This window comes from Mycobacterium bohemicum DSM 44277, from assembly GCF_001053185.1.
GTDB lineage: Bacteria > Actinomycetota > Actinomycetes > Mycobacteriales > Mycobacteriaceae > Mycobacterium > Mycobacterium bohemicum.
This window is the reverse complement of sequence record NZ_CSTD01000001.1, coordinates 2,087,464-2,100,262: the sequence shown is the minus strand read 5'-3', so window position 1 is coordinate 2,100,262 and position 12,799 is coordinate 2,087,464. Positions and strand designations below refer to the sequence as shown.

Here is a 12,799-nt window from a genome sequence, read left to right as displayed (position 1 = left end):
CAACGGCCGCTGGGTTTGGCGGCCCCGCCGCCCCTACGGACGCCCGCTTTCGCTCACAGCGTCACGGGGGCGTCACTCCGCCGCGTCCGCGGTCTCCTCCGGCCCGGCTTCGTCCTCCGCCTGGGCGTCTTCCCGGGCTTGGGGGGCTTCTTGGGCGGCTCCCCCGGCCGGACCCCGCCTCCCGAAGAACTCGCTGGTGTCGACGGTGTTGCCGTCGGTGTCGGTGACCGTCGCCGCCTCCACCGCCGCGGCGACGGCCAGGCCGCGGCGCACGTCGGCGTACATGGCCGCCAGCTGGTTGTTCTCCTGCAGGTAGCCGAACAGCTGCTGAGGCTCGATGCCGTACTGCCGGGACGTCATCAGGAGGCGCTCGGTCAGGTCCTCCTGGCCCACCTGGACGTCCAGCTCGTCGGCCAGCGCGTCGAGCAGCAGTTGTCGCTTGACGTCGGACTCGGCGGCCGTGCGCGCGTCGGCCTCGAACTGCTCGCGCGTGGTGCCCTGCTCGGCGAGCGCCTCGTCGAGCTTGGCGTCGTCGTGGTCGAGGCCATGCAGCGCGTTGTGCACCGCGCTGTCGACCTGGGCCGCCACGATCGCCTCGGGCAACGGCACGTCCACCTGCTCGAGCAGGGCTTCGAGCGTGGCGTCGCGGATCTGCTCGGCCTGCTGGGCCCGCTTGACGCGCGCCACCTGCTCGCGCAGGTTGGACCGCAGCTCCTCGATCGTGTCGAACTCGCTGGCCAACTGGGCGAATTCGTCGTCGGGCTCCGGCAGCTGCCGCTCCTTGATCGACTTGACGGTCACGGTGACCTGAGCGTCCTTGCCGGCGTGCTCACCCGTCGCGAGCTTCGCGGTGAACTCGCGGGATTCGTCGACGGACAGGCCGAGCAGCGCCTCGTCCAGGCCCGCGATGAGCCGGCCGGAGCCCACCTCGTGGGACAGTCCCTGGGCGGCCGCCCCCGGCACCTCCTCGCCGTCGACGGTGGCCGACAGGTCGATCGAGACGAAGTCACCGTCGGCGACCGGCCGGTCCACACCGGTCAGGGTGCCGAAGCGGGCGCGCAGCGACTCCAGCTCGGCCTCGACGTCCTCGTCGGTGACGGCCACCGGGTCGACGCTGACCTGCAGCGCGCTCAGGTCGGGCAGCGTCATCTTGGGGCGGACGTCGACCTCGGCGGTGAAGGCGAGGTCCTGGCCGTACTCCTTCTTGGTGACCTCGATGTCGGGCTGACCGAGCGGGTGGACCTCCGATTCGGCCACCGCCTGCCCGTAGCGGGCCGGCAGGGCCTCGTTGACGACCTGGTCGAGCATCGCCTCGCGGCCGACCCGGGCCTCCAGTAACTTCGCGGGTGCCTTGCCGGGGCGGAAGCCGGGCAGCCGCACCTGCTTGGCCAGCTCCTTATAGGCCCGCTGGAACTCGGGCTCGAGCTCGGTGAAGGGCACCTCCACGTTGATGCGCACGCGGGTGGGGCTCAACTGCTCGACGGTGCTCTTCACGACTGTGCTCCTCGATGGTCGTTTCCGGTTGTCGGTGGGCCGCGTCAGCGGCGCGGGCGGTCGGCACTTGTCGGGGTGACAGGATTTGAACCTGCGGCCTTCCGCTCCCAAAGCGGATGCGCTACCAAGCTGCGCTACACCCCGCGCTGACCTCGCGATCCTACGGCCCGACCTCGCCAGGTTCGTCACCGGCTGGGCGGCCTCACGGGGCGATCACAGGACCGCATCGATTAGATTTGATCTTCAGCGCCAGCTACAGTCACGCTCGACTAATGCATGCGGGCGTAGCTCAATGGTAGAGCCCTAGTCTTCCAAACTAGCTACGCGGGTTCGATTCCCGTCGCCCGCTCCGATCACGTTTCTGCTCGCAGAAAGGCACCATGAGCGACGTCGAGGGGAACGCCGCGATCCATGGCTCGTGCGTGTCCGACTTCATCGGGGTGCGCCACGCTTTCGAGCGCAACTTCGCGCAGGGCCGGGAGGTCGGTGCCGCGGTGGCCGTGTGGGTGGACGGCGCGCTGGCAGTCAACCTGTGGGGCGGCTGGGCCGACGCGGCCCGCACCCGCCCCTGGCGGCAGAGCACGCTGACGACGGTGCTGTCCGGGACCAAGGCGCTGACCGCCACCTGCATCCATCAGCTGGTCGACCGCGGCGAGCTGGACCTGCACGTGCCGATCGCCCGCTACTGGCCCGAATTCGGGCAGGCGGGCAAGGAATCGATCACGCTGGCCATGGTGCTGGGCCACCGGTCCGGCGTGATCGGGCCCCGCACCCGGCTGCGCTGGGAAGAGGTCGCCGACTGGGATTACGTCTGCGAACAGCTGGCCGCCGCCGAGCCCTGGTGGGAGCCCGGCACCGCGCAGGGCTACCACATGACCACGTTCGGCTTCATCCTGGGCGAGGTGTTTCGCCGGGTCACCGGCCGGAGCGTCGGTCATTACCTGCGGACGGAGATCGCCGAACCGGTGGGCGCCGACATCCACATCGGGCTGGCCCCCGCCGAGCAGCGCCGCTGCGCCGAGCGGGTGAACAAGCCCCACGCCCGCGACCTGCTGGCCGACGCGCAAGCCCCGGCTTATCCGACCAACCTGGCCGAGCACCCCAAGGCCGCGCTGTCGATCTCGATGGGCTTCGCTCCCGACGACGAGCTCGGTTCCCACGACCTGCAGCTGTGGCGCCAGCTGGAATTCCCCGGCACCAACGGCCAGGTGTCGGCGCTCGGGCTCGCGACGTTCTACAACGCGCTCGCCCAGGAGAAGTTGCTCAGCCGCGAGCATATGGACCTGGTGCGCGTGTGCCAGGGCGGATTCGACACGGACCTGGTCCTCGGGCCCCGGGTCGCCGACCACGGCTGGGGGCTGGGCTACATGCTCAATCAGCGCCGCGTCAACGGGCCCAACCCGGGGATCTTCGGCCACGGCGGCCTCGGCGGCTCGTTCGGATTCGTCGACCTCGAACACGGCATCGGCTACGCCTACGTGACCAATCGCTTCGACGCCACCAAGGCGAATGCGGACCCGCGCAGCGTCGCGCTCAGCAATGCTGTGTACGCGGCGCGGGGAGTCATCTGAACGATCGGCCCAGAAAGACGCGCCCTGCCGATGGACGGCAGGGCGCGCTTGGTTGTGCGTACCGGGATCAGGGGTGCCAGCCGGGCGGCGGCGGCGGGCCGCCGGGTCCACCGGGCCCCCAGCCGGGGGGAGGCGGCGGTCCCCCGCGCCAGTCATGGCAGTTGTTCCAGTCCCAGTTGTTGCCCCAGCCCGGGTCCCAGTAGTCACCGGGGCACCACTGCGGGAAGGGTCCGGGATGCGCCTGGGCCTCGGCGGCGACGCCCAGGCCCGCCAGCCCCATCCCGCCGATCGCGAGAGCCGTCGCGGCCAAACGTGGAAGAGTTTTCACAATCCAGACCGATACCCACGAAGGCGGTGCGCTCAAACAAGCGACTTCGCCGTCGCTACGGGCGACCTCACTCCTGGCAGGCCGGGCACCAGAACACATTGCGGCCCTCCAGCACCGCCGTCAGGATGGGCGTCCCGCACACCCGGCACGGCTCGCCGGCGCGCCTGTAGACGTACGTCCGGGGCCGCCCCGGCCGGTATGACGGCGGGCCGTGGTCGTGTTCGGGCCGGACCACCACGATCTGGCCGCGACGCAAGCCGATCTTCATCAGAGCCACCAGGTCGGTCCAGGCCGCCGCGAACTCGGCCTCACCGACCGCCCGGCCGGGCCGGTATGGGTCGATGCGGTGGCGGAAGAGCAACTCGCTGCGGTAGACGTTGCCCACCCCGGCGATGACGGCCTGGTCCATCAATAGCGCCCCGATCGGCCTGCGGGACTTGGCGATTCGCGCCCAGGCCGGCGCGGGGTCGGCGTCGGCGCGCAACGGGTCGGGGCCCAGCCGGGCCACGACGTCGCTGACCTGGCCCTCGTCGACGACTTCGCACACCGTCGGGCCGCGCAGGTCGGTGCCGTAGCCGGCGCCGACCATCCGCATCCGCACCTGCCCGACCGGTTCGGGCAACGCCGCGCCGTCGGGGCGCTTCCACTCGGTGAACGCGCCGTAGAGGCCGAGGTGCACGTGCACGATCGGCCCGCCTCCGAACGGCTCGTAGTGGTGAAACAGGTGCTTGCCCCAGGCGCTCGTGCGCAGCAGCACGCGGCCGTCGACCGCGTCGCCGGCGAACCGGCCCTGCGGGCTGGACACCGCGACCGGGGCGCCGGCGAATCGGCGTTGGTGCAGCCGGGCCAGCCGGTGCAGAGTGTGGCCTTCGGGCATCCGTCAGGCCGGGGCGCCGGGTACCGGCGGCGCCTCGTGCGTGCGTTCGTACTCGGCGAGGATGTCGATGCGCCGTTGGTGGCGTTCGGCTTTCGACCATTGCGCCGTGAGGAAGGCGTCGACGATGGCCAGCGCCTCGGGGACTGTGTGCATGCGGCCGCCGATGCCGATCAGCTGCGCGTTGTTGTGTTGGCGGGCGAGCGTGGCCGTTTCCACGCTCCAGCCGAGCGCGCAGCGGGCACCCGGGACCTTGTTGGCGGCGATCTGCTCACCGTTGCCCGACCCGCCGAGCACGATCCCGAGGCTCCCGGGATCGGCCACCGTGCGGGTGGCCGCGGCGATACAGAACGCCGGGTAGTCGTCCTCGGCGTCGTAGCTGAACGCGCCGCAGTCGATCGGCTCGTGCCCGGACTTCTCCAGGTGCTCGATGATCTGCTGCTTGAGCTCGAATCCGGCGTGGTCAGAGCCGAGGTAGACGCGCATGCCCGACATCCTCGCACAGCCGCCGCGGTGGGCCACCGGTCACGCTTCGCACGGAACGCCGTCGGTTCACCCCCGACGCCCGACGGCGTCCTAGTCGAACTGCGGCGGCTCCGTGCGGGTCCTCTTGAGCTCGAAGAAGTGCGGGTACGACGCGAAGGTCACCGACGCGTCCCACAGCTTGCCGGCCTCCTCGCCCCGCGGGATCTTCGAGATGACGGGCCCGAAGAACGCCACGCCGTTGACATGGATGGTCGGCGTGCCGACGTCGTCGCCGACCGCGTCCATCCCGGCGTGGTGGCTCTTGCGCAGCGCGTCGTCGTAGGCCTCGCTGGTGGCGGCCTCGGCCAGCTCCGCGGGCAGCCCGGCATCGGCGAGCGAGAGCTTGATGACCTCCTCGAGGTTCTTGTTGTCCTCGTTGTGGATGCGGGTCCCCATCGCGGTGTAGAGGCGGTCGAGGACCTCCGGGCCGTGCTTCTGCTCGGCGGCGATCGCGACCCGCACCGGCCCCCACGCGTGCTTCATCATCTCGCGGTACTTGTCCGACAGGCCCTCGCGGTTCTCGTTGAGGATGGCCAGGCTCATGACGTGGAAGTTGACCTCGATGTCGCGGACCTTCTCCACCTCGAGGATCCAGCGTGAGGTGATCCAGCACCACGGGCACAGCGGATCGAACCAGAAGTCGGCTTGGTTTTTCTCGGCGGTCTGCTCGGGCATGGCGCGATCCTCTCGTCGGTTGGGACACCGTCCAGCACAACCGTAGGCGTCTCGCCCGTGTTCCCGCCCGGCCCGGCACGTAAGTTGAACGTGTGGCCCTTCCTAACCTCACCCGCGATCAGGCCGTCGAACGCGCCGCGCTGATCACGGTCGACAACTACCGGATCGACCTCGACGTCACCGACGGGGGCGGCGCCCCCGGCGAGCGGACGTTCCGTTCCACGACGACGGTGACGTTCGACGCGCTGCCCGGCGCGGACACGGTGATCGACATCGCCGCTCACACCGTGCGCAGCGCGACGTGCAACGGCCGCGAGCTCGACGTGTCCGGCTACGACGAGTCGACCGGGATCCCCCTGATCGGGCTCGAGCAGCACAACGTCGTCGTCGTCGAGGCCGACTGCCTCTACTCCAACACCGGCGAGGGACTGCACCGCTTCGTCGACCCGGTGGACCACGAGACGTATCTGTACTCGCAGTTCGAAACCGCCGACGCCAAGCGGATGTTCGCCTGCTTCGACCAGCCGGACCTCAAGGCGACCTTCGATGTGCGGGTGACCGCGCCCAAGCACTGGAAGGTGGTGTCCAACGGCGCGACCGCGTCGGTGGAGGACTCGGGTGAGGGCGCCGTCCACACGTTCGCCACCACGCCGCGGATGAGCACGTACCTGGTGGCGCTGATCGCCGGCCCGTACGCCGAGTGGAAGGACAGCTACGTCGACGAGCACGGGGAGATCCCGCTCGGCCTGTACTGCCGGGAGTCCCTGGCCAAGCACATGGACGCCGACCGGTTGTTCACCCAGACCAAGCAGGGATTCGGGTTCTACCACAAGAACTTTGGGATGCCCTACGCGTTCGGCAAGTACGACCAGCTGTTCGTCCCCGAATTCAACGCCGGCGCAATGGAAAACGCCGGGGCCGTGACCTTCCTGGAGGACTACGTCTTCCGCAGCAAGGTCACCCGGGCGTCCTACGAGCGCCGCGCCGAGACCGTGCTGCACGAGATGGCGCACATGTGGTTCGGGGACCTGGTCACCATGCGGTGGTGGGACGACCTGTGGCTCAACGAGTCCTTCGCGACCTTCGCGTCGGTGCTGTGCCAGGCCGAGTCCACCGAGTTCACCGAGGCGTGGACGACCTTCGCGACGGTGGAGAAGTCTTGGGCCTACCGGCAGGACCAGTTGCCGTCGACGCACCCGATCGCCGCCGACATCCCGGACCTGGCCGCGGTCGAGGTGAACTTCGACGGCATCACCTACGCCAAGGGCGCGTCCGTGCTCAAGCAGCTGGTCGCCTACGTCGGGCTGGAGCACTTCCTGGCCGGGCTGCGCGACTACTTCCGCGCGCACGCGTTCGACAACGCCACCTTCGCCGACCTGGTCGCCGCGCTGGAGAAGGCGTCGGGACGCGACCTGTCGGACTGGGGGCGGCAGTGGCTGAAGACCACCGGGCTGAACACGCTGCGGCCCGAGTTCGACGTCGACGGCCCGGGCGCTGCGGGCCGGTTCACCCGGTTCGCGGTGACGCAGAGCGGCGCCGCGCCCGGCGCGGGCGAGACGCGGGTACACCGGCTGGCGGTCGGCATCTACGACGATGACGGTGCCGGGAAGCTGGTGCGGGTGCACCGCCAGGAACTCGACGTCGAGGGCCCGGTTACGGAAGTGCCTGCGCTGGTTGGGGTTTCGCGTGGACAGCTGGTCCTGGTCAACGACGACGACCTCACCTACTGCTCGCTGCGGCTGGACCCGCAGTCGCTGCGCACCGCGCTGGACCGCATCGGCGACATCGCCGAACCGCTGCCCCGCTCGCTGGTGTGGTCGGCGGCGTGGGAGATGACCCGCGAGGCCGAGCTGCGGGCCCGCGACTTCGTGGCGCTGGTGTCCGGCGGGGTGCACGCCGAATCCGAGGTGGGCGTGTTGCAGCGGCTGCTGATGCAGGCGCAGACGGCGCTGGGCGCCTACGCCGAGCCGGGCTGGGCGCGCGAGCACGGCTGGCCGCAATTCGCCGACCGGGTGCTGGAATTGGCGCGCGGCGCACAGGCCGGATCGGATCACCAGCTGGCGTTCGTCAACACGCTGTGCTCGTCGGTGCTCTCGACCCGGCACGTCGTGCTGCTGGCGGACCTGCTCGACCACGATCCCGCCGAGCTGGGGCTGGCCGGGCTGGAGATCGACACGGACCTGCGCTGGCGCATCGTCACGGCGCTGGCCGCCGCCGGCGACATCGACGCCGACGGGCCGGCGACGCCCTTCATCGACGCCGAGGTGCAGCGCGACCCGACCGCCGCCGGCAAGCGGTATGGCGCCCAGGCCGCCGCGGCGCGCCCGCAGCCGCAGGTGAAGGAGCAGGCCTGGACCACCGTCGTGGAAGACGACACCCTGCCCAACATCACCGCGCGCGCGATCATCGCGGGCATCGCGGCGCCGGGTCAGGCCGAATTGCTCAAACCCTTCACCGCCCGCTATTTCCGGGCGATAGCCGGCGTGTGGGCGAGGCGCTCCAGCGAGGTGGCCCAGACCGTGGTGATCGGGCTGTACCCGCACACGGACATCAGCGAGGAGGGCATCGCCGCGGCCGACGAATTCCTCTCCGACGCCGAGGTGCCGCCGGCGTTGCGCCGGCTGGTGCTGGAGGGCCAGGCCGGGGTCAAGCGGTCGCTGCGGGCCCGCGCGTTCGACGCCGGTTAGGCCGGCGCCCGATCGAGCCTGCGCGCACGGCGCGAAATCGCGAGGTGTCGGCGCCGTGGGCGCAGGATCGGCGCCGTGGGCGCAGGCTCGAACCCCGAATTAGGCCGGTGAGATCGCGGCGCTCATCACGCGGACCGCGCTGACCAGCCCGTCGACCAGGTCACCGCGCTCGAACGCCGACGAGGCCGCGGCCACGGCCGACTCGGCGCCGCGACCGCGGACCCCGGCGCCGTAGACCACCTCGATCGCACGCTGGTCGGGCGAGACGGCCAGCAACACCGCGTCGTCCGGCGTCGGCACCTTGGCCAGCAACGCGCGCGCCCGCGCGGCGGTGTCGGCGCCCAGGTCGCCGAGGTAGATGGCGAAGCGGGCACCGGAGGCCCGCGAGCCGTACTTCAGCGCGTCGTCGATGGCCACCAGTTCCTTGATCGAGAACGGGTAGTGCACCGACAATTCGCCGGGCTCGGTGACCCCGGAGACCCGGCCGCTGGTGGTGAACACCCAGCCCGTGGGGAGCTCGGCGTGTTCGATCGTCGCTACGTCACCACTTGCCACTTGCGCCACCTCCCACGGACTCGCCCGCGCCGTGCCCGCCGTGCGCGTGCCCGACGTCCTCGTCGGTGGCGGCCCACAGGATCGGCGGATGCGTCCACTTCTCCCCCAGCTTGTAGCTCGCGGGGTGCGGGCCCTTACGCGTCATGATCAGCCCGGACAGCACGACCACCAGCAACAACGGTATCCCGATGAAGTACAGATGGATCTCCAGCATGCTCACGACGCAAACCGTATCCCACCGGGCGGGCTACCGGCACACGTGGCACGGGATCGGGTTACGCCGCGCCCTCGCCGAGGTATCGGGCCCAGGCGGGATCCAGCTCCTTGACCGTCGACAGCAGCCGCCAGTGCTGCCCCGTCGGCGGTAGCGGCGCGCGGCGCAGCGTCCAGCCGAGCTCGGCGAGCGACTTGTCGCCCTTGCGGTGGTTGCAGGTCGAGCAGCAGGCGACGCAGTTCTCCCACGAGTGTTCGCCGCCGCGGCTGCGCGGCACCACGTGATCGACGGTGTCGGCCTTGGCCCCGCAGTAGGCGCAGCAGAACCGGTCGCGGTGCATCAGGGCGGCCCGCGTCATCGGAACGAGCGCCCGGTACGGGACCCGGACGTAGGTGCGCAGCTGGATGACCGACGGCACGACGATGGAGCGACTCGCCGAGTGGATGACCGGGCCCGCCGGGTCGTCGTGCACCACGTCGGCCTTACCGCAGATCACCATGACGATCGCCCGCCGCATCGGCAGCGCGGTCAGCGGCTCGTAGGTGGAATTCAGCAGCAGCCCCCGCCGGCGACTCCAGATCGATGCGGTGTCGTGGCGGGGAGGGGGGGGGGGTTTGACGCTATGCAGGCATGACGGGGGTGGGGGCCCGTGTGACCCTGCCGCTACACCGGACGTGCGGTGACCGCGGCGTCTCTTGCCCTGCGCCATAGATCCTCCGCGAAACAGTCCACCATGATTCGCCGCCAATCGCACGCCTATTGCAGGTGAACGCCGTGTCGGGCGGGTGAACACCGATGAACAGAGGGCGTGAATCTCCCCCGCCCGCGCCCGCCGCGGCGCCCGGCACCCCACCGATGCATCACAATGGGTGGCAATGGATCAGGTGAGCTTCTACGACGCCGTGGGCGGTGCCCCGACCTTCGATGCGATCGTCTCGCGGTTCTACGCGCAGGTCGCCGAGGACGAGATACTGCGCGCGCTGTACCCCGAGGAGGACCTTTCCGGCGCCGAGGAGCGATTGCGGATGTTCCTCGAGCAGTACTGGGGCGGCCCGCGGACGTACTCCGAGCGCCGCGGCCATCCCCGGCTGCGGATGCGCCACATCCCGTTCCGGATCACCCCGCTCGAGCGCGACGCCTGGCTGCGCTGCATGCACACGGCCGTCGCCTCGATCGACGCCGAGACGCTGGACGACGGGCATCGCCGCGAGTTGCTCGACTATCTGGAGATGGCCGCCAATTCCCTGGTGAATGCGCCGCTGTGATGTGGTGGTCGAACGCGGTCTTCTATCAGGTCTATCCCCGGTCGTTCGCCGACAGCGACGCCGACGGTGTCGGCGACCTCGACGGGTTGACCGGCAGGCTGGACCACCTGGTCGAGCTCGGCGTCGACGCGATCTGGCTCAACCCGGTCACCGTCTCCCCGATGGCCGATCACGGGTATGACGTCGCCGACCCACGGGACATCGACCCGGTGTTCGGTGGGATGGCCGCGATCGAGCGGCTGATCGAGCAGGCACACGGGCGCGGCATCAAGATCACCATGGACGTGGTGCCCAACCACACCAGCTCGCAGCACCCGTGGTTCCTGGCGGCGCTGGCCGCCGGACCGGGAAGCGACGCGAGGAACCGCTACATTTTCCGCGACGGACGCGGGACGAACGGGGCGCTGCCGCCGAACAATTGGACGTCGGTGTTCGGCGGGTCCGCCTGGACGCGTGTGGTCGAACCGGACGGCGAGCCCGGCCAGTGGTACCTGCATCTGTTCGACACCGAGCAGCCGGACCTGAACTGGGACCACCCCGACGTCTTCGACGACTTCGAGAAGACGCTGCGCTTCTGGCTCGAACGCGGCGTCGACGGCTTCCGCATCGACGTGGCCCACGGGATGGCCAAGCCGGCGGACCTGCCGGACGCGCCGGAGGGCGCCCTGAAGGTGTTGAGCCACACCGATGACGACCCGCGGTTCAACCACCCGAGCGTGCACGAGATCCACCGCGGCATCCGCACGGTGGTCGACGACTATCCCGGGGCCGTGACCATCGGCGAGGTGTGGGTCACCGACAACGCACGCTGGGCCGAGTATCTGCGGCCCGACGAGTTGCACCTCGGCTTCAACTTCCGGCTCACCAAGATCGACTTCGACGCGCGCCAGATCCGCGACGCGATCCAGAACTCGCTGGCGGCCACGGCCATCGAGGACGCGACCCCGACCTGGACCCTGTCCAACCACGACGTGGGGCGCGAGGTCACCCGTTACGGTGGCGGCGAGGTCGGCCTGCGCCGGGCCCGCGCCATGGCGATGCTGATGCTCGCGCTGCCGGGAGCCGTGTTCGTCTACAACGGTGAGGAGCTGGGGCTGCCCGACGTCGACCTGCCCGACGCGGTGCTGCAGGACCCGACGTGGGAACGCTCCGGGCACACCGAACGCGGGCGCGACGGGTGCCGCGTGCCGATCCCGTGGTCGGGCGACCGTGCGCCCTTCGGGTTTTCGGCGAACCCCGATACCTGGCTGCCGATGCCGGGCGGATGGGCGGCACTGACCGTCGAAAAACAGCGGGCCGACCCCGGCTCGACGCTGCACTTCTTCCGCCGCCTCATCGAATTGCGCAAAGCGCGAAGCGAATTCGCAGGCACCCAGATCGAATGGCTGCCCGCCCCCGGCGACGCGCTGATCTTCCGCCGGCGCGGCGGCGGCCTGGTGTGCGCGTTGAACGCGGGGAGCCGGCCGATCGCGCTACCACCGGGCGAGCTGATCATGTCCAGCGCGCCACTGCTCGACGGCCGGTTGCCGCCCGACGCCGCCGCCTGGCTGGCGTAGCCGGCGCGGACCCGCATGGCAGCGTACGCATGGACGGTCATCGGAGCCGGGCCCGCCGGAATCGCCTCGGTGGGGAAGCTTTTGGACCGCGGCATCGCGGCCGACGCGATCGCATGGATCGATCCGGCCTTCGCCGGGGGCGACATCGGCGGCAAGTGGCGGTCGGTGTCCAGCAACACGCAGGTCGAGCACTTCCTGGACTACCTGAACGGCTCCGCGGCGTTCCGGTTCGCCGAGGCACCCCCGATGCCGCTGCGGGAAATCGATCCCGGGGAAACCTGCGCGCTGGCCCTCGTCGCCGATCCCCTGGTGTGGATCACCGGGCAACTGCGGGCCCGGGTGCACGCCTTCGAGACGACGGCAGCCGCCCTGTCGCTGCGGAGCGGGCAGTGGACAATCGAGACCGGGCAATCCGAGATCACCTCGCACAATGTGGTATTGGCCGTCGGCGCCGTTCCCAAGAAGCTTTCGATCCCGCACCTAAACGAGATTCCGGTGGAGGTCGCGCTGGACCCCGAACGGCTCGCCGAGGTGCCGCTCGACGGTGCGACCGTCGCGGTCTTCGGCTCGTCGCACTCGTCGATGATCGTGCTGCCGCAGCTGCTGCGCCGGCCGGTCGCCAGGGTGATCAACTTCTACCGAAGCCCGCTGAAATACGCCGTCCACCTTGATGATTGGATACTTTTCGACGACACCGGCCTCAAAGGCCGGGCGGCCGCGTGGGCGCGGGAAAACATCGACGGGGTGTATCCGCCACGGCTGGAGCGGTGCCTGGTCTCCAGCCCGGCATACGACGAGAAGATCGCGCAATGCGACCGGGCGGTGTACACCGTCGGCTTCGAGCGCCGGAAGCTCCCCGCGACCCCGCAATGGGGCGAACTCGGGTACAACCACAGCAACGGAATACTCGCCCCCGGGCTGTTCGGGGTGGGGATCGCGTTCCCGGAGTACGCGACCGACCCGTACGGGTACGGGCAATACCGGGTGGGGCTGAAGAAGTTCATCGAATACCTCGATTCCGTGCTGCCGTTGTGGCTGAAGTACGGAACCTGACC

Annotated in this window: 13 protein-coding genes and 2 tRNA genes; 6 read left to right on the top strand and 9 right to left on the bottom strand. The window is 70.0% G+C overall.

Annotated elements, in window-relative coordinates; genetic code table 11:
* Positions 1 to 72: 72 nt before the first annotated feature.
* Positions 73 to 1,494 carry a trigger factor gene (gene tig, locus BN971_RS09535; RefSeq protein WP_169718659.1) on the bottom strand — a complete coding sequence of 474 codons (1,422 nt, stop codon included), beginning with the start codon at positions 1,492 to 1,494 and terminating at the stop codon, positions 73 to 75.
* A 70-nt stretch (positions 1,495 to 1,564) separates the two neighbouring features.
* A tRNA-Pro gene (locus BN971_RS09530) sits at positions 1,565 to 1,638 on the bottom strand.
* A 134-nt stretch (positions 1,639 to 1,772) separates the two neighbouring features.
* Here BN971_RS09530 and BN971_RS09525 point away from each other — a divergent pair.
* Positions 1,773 to 1,843: transfer RNA gene (locus BN971_RS09525), tRNA-Gly, on the top strand.
* A gap of 31 nt (positions 1,844 to 1,874) precedes the next feature.
* Complete coding sequence (locus BN971_RS09520; RefSeq protein WP_085183016.1) at positions 1,875 to 3,065, top strand: serine hydrolase domain-containing protein; 1,191 nt, start codon at positions 1,875 to 1,877, stop codon at positions 3,063 to 3,065.
* A gap of 67 nt (positions 3,066 to 3,132) precedes the next feature.
* On the opposite strand, the gene BN971_RS09515 is transcribed toward BN971_RS09520, so the two are convergent.
* The 4 genes from BN971_RS09515 to BN971_RS09500 form a co-directional block, all read right to left on the bottom strand.
* On the bottom strand, positions 3,133 to 3,375 hold the full coding sequence (locus BN971_RS09515) for an Mtp family mycobacterial-type pilin (protein ID WP_090349945.1): 243 nt from the start codon (positions 3,373 to 3,375) through the stop codon (positions 3,133 to 3,135).
* Positions 3,376 to 3,460: 85 nt separating this feature from the next.
* Positions 3,461 to 4,270 carry an Fpg/Nei family DNA glycosylase gene (locus tag BN971_RS09510; protein WP_085183018.1) on the bottom strand — a complete coding sequence of 270 codons (810 nt, stop codon included), beginning with the start codon at positions 4,268 to 4,270 and terminating at the stop codon, positions 3,461 to 3,463.
* Between the two features lie 3 nt (positions 4,271 to 4,273).
* Complete coding sequence (locus tag BN971_RS09505; RefSeq protein WP_085183259.1) at positions 4,274 to 4,753, bottom strand: ribose-5-phosphate isomerase; 480 nt, start codon at positions 4,751 to 4,753, stop codon at positions 4,274 to 4,276.
* Between the two features lie 90 nt (positions 4,754 to 4,843).
* Positions 4,844 to 5,467: a DsbA family oxidoreductase gene (locus BN971_RS09500; RefSeq protein ID WP_085183019.1), complete on the bottom strand. Its 624-nt coding sequence runs from the start codon at positions 5,465 to 5,467 to the stop codon at positions 4,844 to 4,846.
* Positions 5,468 to 5,559: 92 nt separating this feature from the next.
* Between BN971_RS09500 and pepN the strand changes: the two genes are divergently transcribed.
* Positions 5,560 to 8,154, top strand: coding sequence for an aminopeptidase N (gene pepN / locus BN971_RS09495; protein WP_085183020.1), 2,595 nt, complete (start codon positions 5,560 to 5,562; stop codon positions 8,152 to 8,154).
* A gap of 99 nt (positions 8,155 to 8,253) precedes the next feature.
* On the opposite strand, the gene BN971_RS09490 is transcribed toward pepN, so the two are convergent.
* The 3 genes from BN971_RS09490 to BN971_RS09480 form a co-directional block, all read right to left on the bottom strand.
* Positions 8,254 to 8,709, bottom strand: a complete 456-nt coding sequence (locus BN971_RS09490) for a DUF5130 family protein (RefSeq protein WP_090349942.1) — start codon at positions 8,707 to 8,709, stop codon at positions 8,254 to 8,256.
* Positions 8,696 to 8,920 (bottom strand): aa3-type cytochrome oxidase subunit CtaJ, encoded by a 225-nt coding sequence (ctaJ, locus tag BN971_RS09485; RefSeq protein ID WP_085183260.1) that lies wholly within the window; start codon positions 8,918 to 8,920, stop codon positions 8,696 to 8,698. The genes BN971_RS09490 and ctaJ overlap by 14 nt, the downstream gene beginning before the upstream one ends.
* Before the next feature lie 64 nt (positions 8,921 to 8,984).
* On the bottom strand, positions 8,985 to 9,632 hold the full coding sequence (locus BN971_RS09480; protein WP_090349940.1) for an HNH endonuclease: 648 nt from the start codon (positions 9,630 to 9,632) through the stop codon (positions 8,985 to 8,987).
* 166 nt (positions 9,633 to 9,798) lie between these two features.
* On the opposite strand from BN971_RS09480, the gene BN971_RS09475 reads away from it, so the two are divergent.
* From BN971_RS09475 to BN971_RS09465, 3 genes are read left to right on the top strand one after another with little or no spacing between them, the layout of a single operon-like run.
* Positions 9,799 to 10,188, top strand: a complete 390-nt coding sequence (locus BN971_RS09475; protein ID WP_085183023.1) for a globin — start codon at positions 9,799 to 9,801, stop codon at positions 10,186 to 10,188.
* Entirely contained in the window at positions 10,188 to 11,744 is a 1,557-nt protein-coding gene (locus BN971_RS09470) for a glycoside hydrolase family 13 protein (protein WP_085183024.1), read from the top strand. The genes BN971_RS09475 and BN971_RS09470 overlap by 1 nt, the downstream gene beginning before the upstream one ends.
* A gap of 15 nt (positions 11,745 to 11,759) precedes the next feature.
* Positions 11,760 to 12,797, top strand: coding sequence for an NAD(P)/FAD-dependent oxidoreductase (locus BN971_RS09465; protein WP_085183025.1), 1,038 nt, complete (start codon positions 11,760 to 11,762; stop codon positions 12,795 to 12,797).
* The last annotated feature ends 2 nt before the right edge of the window (positions 12,798 to 12,799 follow it).

What these genes read in the sequence shown, in the direction of transcription:
- BN971_RS09520 (WP_085183016.1), top strand. Translation starts at nt 1,875, where the DNA reads ATGAGCGACGTCGAGGGGAACGCCGCGATCCATGGCTCGTGCGTGTCC.
- BN971_RS09510 (WP_085183018.1), bottom strand. Translation starts at nt 4,270, where the DNA reads ATGCCCGAAGGCCACACTCTGCACCGGCTGGCCCGGCTGCACCAACGC.
- BN971_RS09505 (WP_085183259.1), bottom strand. Translation starts at nt 4,753, where the DNA reads ATGCGCGTCTACCTCGGCTCTGACCACGCCGGATTCGAGCTCAAGCAG.
- BN971_RS09500 (WP_085183019.1), bottom strand. Translation starts at nt 5,467, where the DNA reads ATGCCCGAGCAGACCGCCGAGAAAAACCAAGCCGACTTCTGGTTCGAT.
- BN971_RS09480 (WP_090349940.1), bottom strand. Translation starts at nt 9,632, where the DNA reads ATGGCGCAGGGCAAGAGACGCCGCGGTCACCGCACGTCCGGTGTAGCG.
- BN971_RS09475 (WP_085183023.1), top strand. Translation starts at nt 9,799, where the DNA reads ATGGATCAGGTGAGCTTCTACGACGCCGTGGGCGGTGCCCCGACCTTC.
- BN971_RS09470 (WP_085183024.1), top strand. Translation starts at nt 10,188, where the DNA reads ATGTGGTGGTCGAACGCGGTCTTCTATCAGGTCTATCCCCGGTCGTTC.
- BN971_RS09465 (WP_085183025.1), top strand. Translation starts at nt 11,760, where the DNA reads ATGGCAGCGTACGCATGGACGGTCATCGGAGCCGGGCCCGCCGGAATC.